Below are 12,001 nucleotides of genomic sequence, written 5' to 3'. Positions count from 1 at the left end.
GTGAACAGAATCCGCACCGCGACGACGATCACCACCCTGGGACTTGTCGCCATGATGATGGCCGGCTGCGCCTCCGGCGCAAGCTCCGCCGCCGAGGACACCCCGGCCGCCGACGGACCCTCGGTCGACGAGCTTCGGCTCGGCTACTTCGCGAACGTCACCCACGCTCCCGCGCTCGTCGGACTGCAGGAAGGCATCTTCGCCGAGGACCTCGGCGACGTCGAGGTCACGACGCAGGTCTTCAACGCCGGTCCCGCCGCCATCGAGGCCCTCACCGCCGGCGCGATCGACGCGACCTACATCGGGCCCAACCCCTCGATCAACACCTTCATCCAGTCCGGCGGCGAGTCGGCGCGCATCATCGCCGGCGCCGCGACCGGCGGCGCCGCGCTCGTCGTCGCCGAGGGCATCGACAGCCCGGAGGACCTCGAGGGAAAGACCCTCGCGTCGCCGCAGCTCGGCAACACGCAGGACGTCGCCCTGCGCACGTGGCTCGCCGACGAGGGGTTCGAGACCGACACGTCCGGCGGCGGTGACGTCTCGATCACACCGACCGAGAACGCCCAGACGCTGACGCTGTTCCAGCAGGGGACCATCCAGGGCGCGTGGCTGCCCGAGCCGTGGGTCTCCCGCCTGGTGGTGGATGCCGGAGCCCGCGTCCTGCAGGACGAGGCCGAGCTGTGGCCCGACGGGGAGTTCCCGACGACCGTCCTGCTCGTGCGCGCCGACTTCCTCGAGCAGCACCCCGACGTCGTCGAGGACCTTCTGCAGGGCCACGTCGACGCTGTCCAGTGGATCGCCGACAACCCCGGCGAGGTCGCCGACGTCGTCAACGAGAAGCTCACGGCCGACACCGGCAAAGCCCTCTCCGATGCCGTGATCGACCGCGCGCTCGAGCACGTCACCTTCTCGGTGGACCCGCACGCCGACACGTTCGAGACGCTCGTCGAGGATGGGCGAGCCGCGGGCACGCAGAAGGACGGATCGATCGAGGGCCTGTTCGACCTGCGCCTGCTCAACGGCATCCTCGAGGCGGGCGGCGAGACCGTCTCGGCCGCCGGTCTCGGCGAGGACAGCCCGTGACGACTCCCGTCGGCAAGGCTCCCGGTGTCGCGTCGCCGCTCGGCGACGCGGCACCGGGGCCGCGCGTCGCCGGCGAGCTCGCCCCGAGCTTCGACGGCGTCGCCCCCGTACCCGCCGCGGTGCCGGCGGCAGCGCCCGCCGTGCGCATCGAGCACGTCTCGAAGCGGTTCGGGACAGGACCGGTCGTCCTCGAGGACGTGAGCCTCGACATCGCGCCGGGCGAGTTCGTGTGCCTCCTCGGCGCCTCCGGCTGCGGCAAGTCGACGCTGCTCAACCTCATCGCCGGGCTCGACCAGCCCACGTTCGGCCAGATCCGGACGCCCTCCGAAGGATCGGCGGTCATGTTCCAGGAGTCCGCGCTCATGCCGTGGCTCACGGCGCGTCGGAACGTCGAGCTGGCGCTGCGCCTGCGCGGCGTTCCCCGCGGAGAGCGACGGAAGAAGGCCCTCGCGCTCCTCGACACGGTGAACCTCGCCGACGCGGCCGAGAAGCGCCCACACGAGCTCTCCGGCGGGATGCGACAGCGCGTCGCGCTCGCGCGCGCCCTCGCCCAGGACCGGCCCGTCCTCCTCATGGACGAGCCGTTCGCCGCGCTCGACGCCATCACCCGCGACCTGCTGCACGAGGAGCTGGAGAGGGTGTGGCGGGCCACCGGCCGCACCATCGTCTTCGTCACGCACAACGTGCGGGAGGCCGCCCGGCTCGGGCAGCGCGTCGTGCTGCTCGGCAGCCGCCCCGGCCGCGTGGTCGAGCAGTGGCGGATCGCCAAGACGACGGGCCGCCGCATCGAGTCCCCCGAGGTCGCCGCCCTGTCCGTCGAGATCACGGAGCAGCTGCGCAAGGAGATCCGCCGCAATGCCGCTTGAGACCCCCACCATCGCCTCGCGCGCCGAGAACGCGGCATCCGTCCCCGCAGGAGACGACCTGCGCAGCCTCGCCGCGGGTCTGGACCGCCTGCAGACCGCCGACGGCACGAGACAGAGCAGGTGGCGCCGCTTCGTCGCGAGCGTCGTGCCGCCCATCGTCTTCATCGTGCTGCTCATCGTCGCGTGGCAGCTCTACGTGGTCATCGCCCAGCCGAGGCCCGACGTCGTCCCGAGTCCCATCGACGTGTGGAACGCGATGGGCGACGCGTGGGAGTCGGGCCGTCTGCAGCTCGCCGTGACGACCAGCCTCGAGCGCGGCATCGTCGGCTTCCTCATCGCCATCGTCGTCGGCACGCCTCTCGGCCTGCTCCTGGCCGAGGTGCGCCCGATCCGCCGGGCGGTCGGCCCCATCATATCGGGCCTGCAGGTCCTCCCCTCGGTCGCCTGGGTGCCCGCCGCCATCATCTGGTTCGGCCTCTCCGACGCCACCGTCTATTTCGTGATCCTCATGGGCGCCATCCCGTCGATCGTCAACGGCCTCATCGCGGGCGTCGAGCAGGTTCCGCCGCAGCTGCGGCGCGTCGGCACGGTGCTCGGCGCTTCGCGCTGGCAGCTGGCGACGGCGGTCATCCTGCCCGCGGCGCTCCCCGGCTACGTCGCGGGGCTCAAGCAGGGGTGGGCGTTCTCGTGGCGCTCGCTCATGGCCGCCGAGATCATCGCCGTCGGGGGGACGATCGGATTCGGCCTCGGCTCGATGCTTCAGCAGTCGCGCGAGCTCGCCGACCTCGCGGGTGTCCTCGCGACGATCATTCTCATCCTCGCGATCGGCATCCTCATCGAGCTCGTGTTCTTCGGCCCCGTCGAGCGCCGGATGCTCAAGCGCCGCGGGCTGCTCGTGACGGGAGGATCGCGATGACCGATCTCGAGGCTCCGGACGGCGCCGGCAAGGTCTGGCTCGTCGGCGCGGGGCCGGGGGATGCCGGACTCCTGACCGTCCGCGGGCTCCGCGCGCTCGAGCGCGCCGACGTCATCGTGGCCGACCGGCTCGGCGCACGGGCCGTCCTCGACGGTCTCGCCGCCGACGGCGTCGAGCTGCGCGCCGACATCATCGACGTGGGGAAGCTGCCCGGCCACCACGCCGTGCCGCAGGACGCGATCAACGCGCTCCTCGTACAGCTCGCCCGCGACGGCAAGCAGGTCGTGCGGCTCAAGGGCGGCGACCCGTACATCTTCGGACGCGGCGGCGAGGAGCTGGCCTTCTGCCGGGAGGCCGGCGTCGAGGCCGAAGTGGTGTCGGGGGTGACGAGCGCCATCTCGGTGCCCGCGATCGCCGGCATCCCGCTGACCCACCGCGGGCTCGCGACGGCGTTCACCGTCGTGACCGGTCACGACCAGATCCGCGAGCTCGGCGGCGGCCGCGACCACACCGTCGTGCTCCTGATGGGCGTCGGCACGCTCGCGCACGCCGCCCTGACGCTCGCGCGCGGCGAGCGCGGCGTCGACTGTGCCGTCGCGATCGTCGAGGACGGCTTCGGCCCCCGCCAGCGGGTCACCGTCGGAACCCTCGGCACGATCGCGGCGCAGGCCGCGCTGCGCGGCGTGCGCTCTCCCGCCGTCGTCGTGGTGGGCGATGTGGTGGCGCTCAGCCCGTACGCGCCCGCCGAGCTCGCGGCATCCGTCACCGCCTCCGAGCCCCTCCTCGAACGACCTCCTCGCTGACCTGGCGCATTCCGTCGTCTCGCACGCCGTGAGGCGACGGTTTGCGCCGACTGAACTCCCTCCCGTGCTGAAAGGCCATCGTCATGACCTCTCCCCTCTCCCTGCGCGTCGCGATCGTCGGCGCTGGCCCCGCCGGCATCTATGCCGGGAACATCCTCACGACCGCGGTCGTCGGGGCGGGCGGAACCGTCGCCATCGACCTGTTCGACTCGCTCCCCTCGCCGTACGGCCTGATCCGCTACGGCGTCGCCCCCGACCACCCCCGCATCAAGGGGATCGTCAACTCCCTGCACGAGATGCTGGATGCCGGGACCACGCGCTTCATCGGGAACGTCGACGTCGGGCGCGACATCGACCTGGCGGAGCTGCACGAGCGCTACGACGCCGTGATCCTCGCGACAGGCGCGATCCGCGACGCGGTGCTCGACATCCCGGGGATCGACCTCCCCGGCTCGTACGGCGCCGCCGACTTCGTCGCCTGGTACGACGGACACCCCGATGTGCCGCGCGAGTGGCCCCTCGACAAGGCCGAGGTCGCCGTCATCGGCAACGGCAACGTCGCGCTCGACGTCGCCCGCGTGCTCGCCAAGCACGCCGTGGACCTGAGGCCCACCGAGATCGCCGACAACGTGCTCGCCGGTCTCGAGGCATCCGCCGTCACCGACGTGCACGTCTTCGGACGCCGCGGTCCCGGCGACATCAAGTTCACGCCCATCGAGCTGCGCGAGCTGGGGGAGGTGCCGGACGTCGACATCATCGTGCACGACGAGGACTTCGCCGACGCCGACCCCGCGAAGGCGCCCAACAACCAGCTCAAGGTCATGCTGCGCATCCTGAACGGGTGGCGCACCCGGAAGTCGACCGGCGCGGCCCGCCGCCTGCACCTGCACTTCTACCACGCCCCCGCCGAAGTGCTCGGCGACGGCCGGGTCGAGGCGGTACGGTTCGAGCGCACGACACCCGTCGGCGACGGCACCGTGCGCGGCACGGGCGAGTTCCGCGAGATCGCCGTCCAGCAGGTCTATCGCGCGGTCGGCTACTACGGCTCGTCTGTCGTCGGCGCTCCCTTCGACGACAGGGCCGGCGTCGTCACGAATGTCGAGGGACGAGTGGTCGACGAGGCCGCTCGGCCGATCCCCGGACTCTATGCAACGGGCTGGATCAAACGTGGACCGGTGGGCCTCATCGGGCACACCAAGTCCGACGCGATGGAGACGATCGCGCATCTCGTCGCTGATGCCGAGGCCGGCGCTCTCCCCGCGCCCGTCGCCCCGGGCGACGTCCTCGACCTCCTCGACGAGCGCGAGGTCGAGTACACGACGTGGAGCGGCTGGCTCGCGCTCGACGCGCACGAGCGCGCGCTCGGCGCCGCGCACGTCCACACGCGCGAGCGCGTCAAGGTCGTCCCCCGCGAGGAGCAGGTCGAGATCTCGCGGGCCGGCAGCCTCACGCTGTCATGACGTACGTCATCGCCCTGCCGTGCGTGGATGTGAAAGACCGCGCGTGCATCGACGAGTGCCCGGTCGACTGCATCTACGAAGGGGAACGCAGCCTCTACATCCACCCCGACGAGTGCGTGGACTGCGGCGCGTGCGAGCCGGTGTGCCCGGTCGAGGCGATCTACTACGAAGACGACCTGCCCGACGAGTGGCAGGACTACTACAAGGCCAACGTCGAGTTCTTCGACGACATCGGCTCGCCCGGCGGCGCCGCCAAGGTCGGCGTGATCTCCAAGGACCACCCGATCATCGCCGAACTGCCGCCCCAGGGGGACCGCCATGCCTGAGGCGTCCGTCCCGCCGTCGGCCGAAGTGGACGTCGTCGTGGTGGGCGGCGGACCGGCGGGCCTGTCGGCCGCGCTCAACCTGGGCCGCGCGCGCGCCTCGGTGGCCGTGATCGACGCGGGCCGGCCGCGGAACGCCGCCACGCTGCGCTCGCACGGCTTCCTCACCCGCGACGGCGTGCCGCCGCTCGAGCTGCGCAAGCTCGCACGCGCCGAACTCGCGGCCTACCCCGGCGTCCAGGTCCTCGAGCGCACTGTCGCGACGGCGCTGAAGTGCGAGCCGGACGCCGCCACGGGGGTGCGCTTCACGGTCGCTCTCGAAGGCCGGCGGCCGGGGACGCCGGCCGTCCTCGCCGCACGCTCCGTCCTCGTCGCGACAGGCCTCCGCGAGACGCTCCCCGACCTCCCCAGCCTCCGCGCGTTCTACGGCATGACGCTCTTCAGCTGCGCCGCGTGCGACGCGTGGGAGCTGCAGGACCGCCGTCTCGCCCTCATCGGCGAGACGCCCGACCTCGCCTCCCGCGCCCGCCTCATCGCCCGCTGGACCGACCGGCTCACCGTGTTCACGAACGGCGCCGACGTCGTCGACACGGTGGAGGAGGCGGAGCTCGCGGCATCCGGGATCGTCGTCGAGCGGCGCGCGATCGACGACCTCGAAGGGGAGCGCGGCACCGTCACCGCTGTCCGGCTGGCCGATGGGACCCGCGTGCCCGTCGAGGGCGGCTTCGTGCGGCCGCAGTGGCACCCCGCGCTGGACTTCCTCGCGTCGGTCGCGGCCGACCGCGACCCCGAGGGCCACCTCGTCGTCGACGGGTCCGGGCGCACCTCCATCGATGGCCTGTACGCCGCAGGGGATGCCGCGGCCCCCGGTCCGCAGCAGCTCATCGTCGCGGCGGGCCAGGGCGCGCGGGCCGCGGCCGTGCTCGTCCACGATCTCGTCGGGGTCCGCACCGCTCACTGACCCCACCCGCCCTCCGCGGAACTCCAGGACCGGCGGCGGACCACGGCGCCGGGGACCCCGATCCGGGCGGTCTCGCGCATCGGAGCGCCGGAGCCCCAGGTCAGGCGCTGTCGGCGACGGGCGGGCCCAGAGTCTCTCGGGCTTCCTCCGCGGCGGCGTCCGCCGCGGAGAGCACCGTCGCCGGAAGCGACCCGAGCCGCTCCGCGGTGCGGCGCTGCCACGCCGCTCCCCCGCCTTCCGCCACCAGCTGCTCCACTCCGCGGCGCACGCGGGCGGTGTCCCCGTGCACGGCGAGCGCCGGCTCGGCGTAGTCCAGCAGGGCAGCGACGACCTCGCCCGCCGGCGCCGGGCGACCCGTGCGCGGATCGACCAGAGGGCCGGCGAGTCCGTGAAGGGCCGCCTCCGCCTCGGCCAGCCGGATCGCGTTCACGGACACGTCCGGAGGCGGCTCGCCGAGCCGGCCGTCCTCGGCGGCCCTGCCGACCAGCCCGCGGACCAGGCCGGCGATCGCGGTCGCGGCGGCGGTCGTGAGCTGGACGTCGGCCACCCTGACTTCCACCGTCGGGAAGCGGGTGGACAGGCGGACGTCGGTGTAGACCATGGCCTCGTCGAGAAGGGCGCCGGTCGCAAGCAGCTCGGCGGTGGCGCGGTGGTACCCGTCCACGTCGCCGTAGACCTCCGCAGGCCCGCTCGACGGCCACTGGCTCCACGAGACGAACCGCCACCCGGCGTGGCCGGTGTCCTCACCGCCGTCGAAGGGGGAGTTGGCGGCGAGGGCCCGCACGACCGGAAGCCATCCGCGGATGCGGTCGAGCACCGTGACGCCTTCTTCCGCAGACGCGACGGACACGTGCACGTGCATGCCACAGGTCAGGCACCGCGCCGAGGTCACGCCGTACCGCTCGACGAGCCGCTGGTAACGCGGACCCGCCGACGGGTGCGGGGCAACGGGAAGAGGCGATGTCGCCAGTGGCGCGAGCCGCGCACCGAGGGAGGCCGCCGCCGCGTCGGCCCACGAGCGCGCCGTCGCGAGATCGTGCCGCAACGCCTCCAGGTCGCTGTGCGGGGTGGAGATGAGCTCGATCATCTCCTGATGCATCTCGGCGGCGGCGCCGAAGGACACCGCAGACTCGTCGACCTTCGCGAGCAGCGCCGGCGCCACAGGCGTGGGCGCACCCGTCTCCTGCTCGACGAGGAGGAACTCCTCCTCGACCCCGATGGTCCGCCTGCGCATGCCCGCTCCCTTGCGTCACCGGCACTGCCGCACAGCATAGGGGCCCGACCTGAGGGTTGGCCTGACTTCGCGAGTGCAGACGGGAGGCGACCACGCGGGGAGATTCACGGTCGGAAGCCCCGGGAGTCGTCAATCCCCAGCGTTGTGAATCTCGACCAGTGTGCAATCCACTGTGAGTCACACTCGGTGAGGGCTACCCTCATGAGGGGCGGGTTCGCGACGCTCGCCCACCCTCCGTCGGCGGTCGGCGACGCCGCGGACAGGAGCATCCGGGGAGGACCTCATGCCTGAGACCGTCGTACGACACGAGGGCGCGCATCTCCACGCCGAAGGGCCGAGCACGCCCGAGGGTCGTCGCCTCAGCGAAGCGATCCTCCACCTGAGGAGGGCTGAGCGCACCCAGGCCGACCGCGCGCAGCGGGCGTCCGGCTTGTCCGCCGTCGACCTGACCGCGCTGCGCCACCTCGTGCAGGGCCACCGCGACGAGCAGAATCTCAGCCCGAAGAACCTCATCGTCATGCTCGATGCGTCGAGCGCGACCGTCACGAACGTCGTCGAGCGGCTCGTCCAGCGCGGCTTGGTCACCCGCGTGCAGCATCCGCGAGACCGGCGGGCGCACTATCTCGTGCCGACGGAGGAGGCCATCCGCCTCGTCGACGAGTCGCTCATGCCGCACGACGCGGCCGTGGTGTCGGCGATCGAGTCGCTCTCGCCCGCCGACGCCGGGGTCGCCGCAGAGGCCGTGCTGCGCATCGCGACGAGGCTCGATGAGCTGTCCGCTTCCATGGGTGACAGCCGTCGCACCCCGGCTGGCGTCTGATCCGGCGACGACGCCGTGCCCGGAGCCGGCGGACCTCTCTCAGCGCGCCGCGAAGAGCGGCCCCAGGTCGTCGGCCTTCGCGCCCAGTGCGATCAGCCGCTCGCGCATCGCGGCGGCCGCGAGGTCGTAGGGCGCATCCTCTCCCGTGAGCAGCGAACGCGCGTTCGCCTCATTGTCGAGGGCGATCAGCTCGAAGGCGAGCCGCGGGACGGTCGCGGCATCGGCGTCGATCTCGCCCCGTTCCGCGGCGTAGCGGACCTGCGCCTCCAGGTAGCCGTACCACTCCCGCAGCCACGCGCGCACCGAATCCCGCACCGGCCCGGGCTTGGAGTCCATGTCGGCGGCCGTCGCAAGGAAGAAGCAGCCTCCGGAGAAGACGCGGTTGCGCGAGTAGTCGAGGGCACCGCGCAGGAGCTTCGCGAGGCGCGCGACGCCGCGAGGCAGCTCCCGGGCCGGCTCCACGACGGCTTCGCGGAAGATCTCCGCGGCGGCGTGGACCGCTGCGAGCTGAAGCCCCTCCTTGCCGCCGAACAGCGTCGCGATGCTGCTCTTGCTCATACCGGAGGCGTCCGCGAGCCGGCCGATCGTGAGCCCGTCGAGACCCTCGACCGACGCAAGGTCCGTCGCGCTCTCGAGGATGACCCGCCGTGAGGCGTCGCCTCGCGCCCGACGCCGATCGATCGCCGTTTCCGTCACCCCTCTAGTGTACGAACGATCGTTCATATAGTCTACGAACGATCGTTCGTATTCAGTGGAGGTCACCATGTCGCCGAGTCGCACCCGCACCTTCTTCCGGAGCCTCAGCCGCCTCTCGCCCGCACTTGCGGGGTCCCTGGCGCTGCGGGCCTTCTCGCAGACGCATCCTCGGCTTCCGCTGCAGCGAGAGGATGCCGCGACCGACGCGGCAGCCGAGCGGGCCACCGTCCGCGTCCGCGGCCGGGAGCTCGTGACATACCGCTGGGGTCGCGGGGACGACACGGTCCTGCTCGTCCACGGCTGGCGCGGTCGCGCCTCCCAGTTCGGCCCGCTCGTGCGCGAGCTCGTCGCCTCGGGCTTCCACGTCGTCTCGTTCGACGCGCCTGCGCACGGCGCGTCGGCCTTCGCGCGCACCGACATCCGTGACTGGATCGCCGCAATCGAGGCGATCCAGCTTCGCCACGGGCGCTTCGCGCTCGTCGTCGGTCATTCGTTCGGAGCCCTCGCCGCCCTGACGGCGGTCCGGTCGGGCACCACCGCGGCGCGCGTCGCGACCATCGCCGGCGTGGGAACGCCGCAGGTCTTCGTCGACCGGTTCGCCGCGATGCTCGACCTCTCACCGCGGGCCAAGGCCGATTTCGAGCGGGCGTTCTCGGCGCGGCTCGGAGAGGACGCGGCATCCATGCGCCTCCGCTTCGACGCCGTCGCCGATCCCCTCCCGCCCGCGGTCGAGCTGCTCGCACTCCACGACGCGGGCGACCGGCAGGTGCCGGCCACGGCGAGTGCCGATCTTGTCGACGCCCACGGGCGTCGCGCCCGGCTGCTCCTCACGCGCGGCCTCGGGCACAACCGCATCCTGGCGGCAGACGAGTCGCTCGACGCCGTCACCGCCTTCGCGGTGGGCGGCCTCGCGCGCGTCGCCGATCTCGCCGCGCACGCAAAGGCCGAGACGCCGGACTGACCGGCGGCGGACGCCGGGCCGTTGCACTCGAGCCCACTTGTGTCCGAGCCCTGGAACGCGTGTGGCATCCCTGTAGGAATCCCGTTGCCGACGCCTCCGTAGCGTCATTCCTGTCGATGCACGCTCCGTCAGAACAGGAATCCGCTCCATGAGCACCACCGCCACCCAGACTCCGGCCGGCAAGGCCGTCCGCTCTCGCAAGCGCGTCCTCGTCCCGCTCGCCGGTCTCTTGATCGCCTCCGCGATCGCGGTCGGCTCGGGAGCCGACTTCGTCGCGAACTCGGTCAACAGCGCCAACGCCTTCACCACCGGCACGCTGCAGCAGACCAACTCGCGTGCCGGCAGCGCGATCTTCAACCTCTCCGACCTCAAGCCGGGCGACACCCTCACCGGCAAGGTCACGATCACCAACTCCGGCTCGCTTCCGGCGAACATCAAGCTCAGCGAGAACGCCGTCAACGGCTTCACGACGAAGTCGAACCTCGCGCTCACGATCACCGCGGCCGGGTCGACGACCCCCGTGTGGTCGGGCACGTTCGGTGCTCTCACCGGCGCGGCCCCCGTCGACCTCGGCCTCTTCGCGAAGGGCGAGGCCCGCGAGTACACGTTCAGCGTGACCCTCGCGCAGGCCGCCGGCAACGAGGAGCAGGGCAAGATGGCGACGGCCACGTACACGTGGAACTCCACGCAGACGGCCGCCACGACCTACAACCAGTGACCTGAGACCCAGGGAGGGGGAACGACATGAGCGCCGCGACGACGATCAAGGCATTGGGGAACACGGCCATCGTGATCGCGGCCGTCGTGGCCTGCGCCGTCGCGGCGCTCATGTTCGTGCCGGGCCTGCTCGGCTTCGACCGCTACGTCATCACGGGGGCGTCGATGTCGGGCACCTTCGAGCGCGGCACGCTGGTGCTCGAACGCCAGGTGCCCGTGAGCGACCTCGAGCCCGGTGACATCATCACCTACCTCCCGCCCGCCGAGTCGGGCCTGTCCGAACTCGTCACCCACCGGATCGTCTCCGTCGAGCCGAACCCTGACGGCAGCGGCTCGCTCGTCTTCCGGACGAAGGGCGATGCCAACGCGACGGTCGACCCGTGGACGTTCACGCTCGCCGACGTCGTCCAGCCCCGTGTCGAAGGCTGGATCCCGGCGGTCGGCTGGGCCTTCATCGCCCTGTCTGCGCCGGGGATCAGGATGCTGGCGATCGGCGTTCCCGCCGCAGTCGTCGCCCTGCTCTTCCTGCGCGACCTCGTGCGAACCTCCCGCCGGCGCGACGAGGAGGCTCCCGCTCCCGCGGACGCCGCCTCGACAGCGCTTCCGGTGGAGCACCCCTCGCCGGCTCTCCCGGCTGCCGCGCCCTGAGCGCCGGCACGGCACGAGCCGCCGTGCGCATCATCCACGACCCGATGGAGATCCCCATGGCTTCCGCTCGTGCACTCGGCCGCCGTCGCCCGCTCGCCTGGGCGGCGGCGGCCATCCTCGTCGCCCTGTCGACGATCGATCTCGTCGCCGCTGCCGCCGGCGATCCTCTCCGCAGCCCCATCTCACTGGTCTGGGCGGTGATCGGAGCGGCCGGGCTCCTCGCGGCCGCCCGGTTCCTGACGGCGCAGTGCTTCGAGTCCCGCCTCGGCATGATCGTGGTCTCCGCCGCGACCCTCGTCCTGGTGCTCCTTCTTCACACGGTCGGCGCGCCGGGCCTGCCCCGCGATCCCTGGACGATCCGTGACGGCGTGCTCGTCGCGCTCTCGTGCCTGCTGCTCGCATCGTGGCGCACGACCGCCCGCACCTCGCGGCGGCTGTGATTCCCGCTCGGTGAGCGGCCCTCGATTGTTGCTCCGGCGAGGAGCGGCTGTGGCCTGCCTGTAACCAGCGCCT

14 protein-coding genes are annotated in these 12,001 nt (G+C 72.2%); 12 read left to right on the top strand and 2 right to left on the bottom strand.

From position 1 onward, the window contains the following. From EV279_RS03200 to EV279_RS03170, 7 genes are all read left to right on the top strand, one after another. Positions 1-1,083 (top strand): ABC transporter substrate-binding protein, encoded by a 1,083-nt coding sequence (locus tag EV279_RS03200; protein ID WP_133541476.1) that lies wholly within the window; start codon positions 1-3, stop codon positions 1,081-1,083. 119 nt (positions 1,084-1,202) lie between these two features. Then, positions 1,203-1,949: an ABC transporter ATP-binding protein gene (locus EV279_RS03195; RefSeq protein ID WP_133544544.1), complete on the top strand. Its 747-nt coding sequence runs from the start codon at positions 1,203-1,205 to the stop codon at positions 1,947-1,949. After that, the gene (locus EV279_RS03190) at positions 1,939-2,865 is read left to right on the top strand and encodes an ABC transporter permease (protein ID WP_133541475.1); all 927 of its coding nucleotides are present in this window, start codon (positions 1,939-1,941) and stop codon (positions 2,863-2,865) included. The genes EV279_RS03195 and EV279_RS03190 overlap by 11 nt, the downstream gene beginning before the upstream one ends. Then, complete coding sequence (gene cobA / locus EV279_RS03185; protein ID WP_133541474.1) at positions 2,862-3,668, top strand: uroporphyrinogen-III C-methyltransferase; 807 nt, start codon at positions 2,862-2,864, stop codon at positions 3,666-3,668. Before EV279_RS03190 ends, cobA begins: the two co-directional genes overlap by 4 nt. Before the next feature lie 83 nt (positions 3,669-3,751). Continuing rightward, the gene (locus tag EV279_RS03180) at positions 3,752-5,128 is read left to right on the top strand and encodes an FAD-dependent oxidoreductase (protein ID WP_133541473.1); all 1,377 of its coding nucleotides are present in this window, start codon (positions 3,752-3,754) and stop codon (positions 5,126-5,128) included. Beyond that, a complete protein-coding gene (gene fdxA / locus EV279_RS03175; RefSeq protein ID WP_133541472.1) occupies positions 5,125-5,454 on the top strand; it encodes a ferredoxin in 330 nt (109 codons plus the stop codon). The genes EV279_RS03180 and fdxA overlap by 4 nt, the downstream gene beginning before the upstream one ends. After that, positions 5,447-6,412, top strand: a complete 966-nt coding sequence (locus EV279_RS03170; protein ID WP_133541471.1) for an NAD(P)/FAD-dependent oxidoreductase — start codon at positions 5,447-5,449, stop codon at positions 6,410-6,412. The genes fdxA and EV279_RS03170 overlap by 8 nt, the downstream gene beginning before the upstream one ends. Positions 6,413-6,512: 100 nt before the next feature. Here EV279_RS03170 and EV279_RS03165 read toward each other — a convergent pair whose 3' ends face one another. Next, positions 6,513-7,646 carry a glutamate--cysteine ligase gene (locus EV279_RS03165; protein ID WP_133541470.1) on the bottom strand — a complete coding sequence of 378 codons (1,134 nt, stop codon included), beginning with the start codon at positions 7,644-7,646 and terminating at the stop codon, positions 6,513-6,515. Positions 7,647-7,929: 283 nt separating this feature from the next. On the opposite strand from EV279_RS03165, the gene EV279_RS03160 reads away from it, so the two are divergent. Then, positions 7,930-8,466 carry a MarR family transcriptional regulator gene (locus tag EV279_RS03160; RefSeq protein WP_133541469.1) on the top strand — a complete coding sequence of 179 codons (537 nt, stop codon included), beginning with the start codon at positions 7,930-7,932 and terminating at the stop codon, positions 8,464-8,466. Between the two features lie 39 nt (positions 8,467-8,505). Here the strand turns inward: EV279_RS03160 and EV279_RS03155 are convergent, their stop codons facing one another. Further along, positions 8,506-9,162, bottom strand: a complete 657-nt coding sequence (locus EV279_RS03155) for a TetR/AcrR family transcriptional regulator (RefSeq protein WP_243728414.1) — start codon at positions 9,160-9,162, stop codon at positions 8,506-8,508. Between the two features lie 67 nt (positions 9,163-9,229). On the opposite strand from EV279_RS03155, the gene EV279_RS03150 reads away from it, so the two are divergent. The 4 genes from EV279_RS03150 to EV279_RS03135 all read left to right on the top strand — a co-directional run bounded on the left by EV279_RS03150 (position 9,230) and on the right by EV279_RS03135 (position 11,928). Beyond that, positions 9,230-10,123 (top strand): alpha/beta hydrolase, encoded by an 894-nt coding sequence (locus tag EV279_RS03150; protein ID WP_133541467.1) that lies wholly within the window; start codon positions 9,230-9,232, stop codon positions 10,121-10,123. A gap of 148 nt (positions 10,124-10,271) precedes the next feature. After that, a complete protein-coding gene (locus tag EV279_RS03145) occupies positions 10,272-10,841 on the top strand; it encodes a TasA family protein (protein WP_133541466.1) in 570 nt (189 codons plus the stop codon). A 26-nt stretch (positions 10,842-10,867) separates the two neighbouring features. Continuing rightward, a complete protein-coding gene (locus tag EV279_RS03140; RefSeq protein ID WP_133541465.1) occupies positions 10,868-11,488 on the top strand; it encodes a signal peptidase I in 621 nt (206 codons plus the stop codon). 56 nt (positions 11,489-11,544) lie between these two features. After that, positions 11,545-11,928, top strand: a complete 384-nt coding sequence (locus EV279_RS03135) for a hypothetical protein (protein WP_133541464.1) — start codon at positions 11,545-11,547, stop codon at positions 11,926-11,928. Positions 11,929-12,001: the final 73 nt, after the last annotated feature.

The sequence above is a fragment of the Microbacterium sp. BK668 genome (assembly GCF_004362195.1).
Classification (GTDB): domain Bacteria; phylum Actinomycetota; class Actinomycetes; order Actinomycetales; family Microbacteriaceae; genus Microbacterium.
Note: the sequence above shows the minus strand (reverse complement) of the source record. Positions and strands in the feature narration are given on the sequence as shown.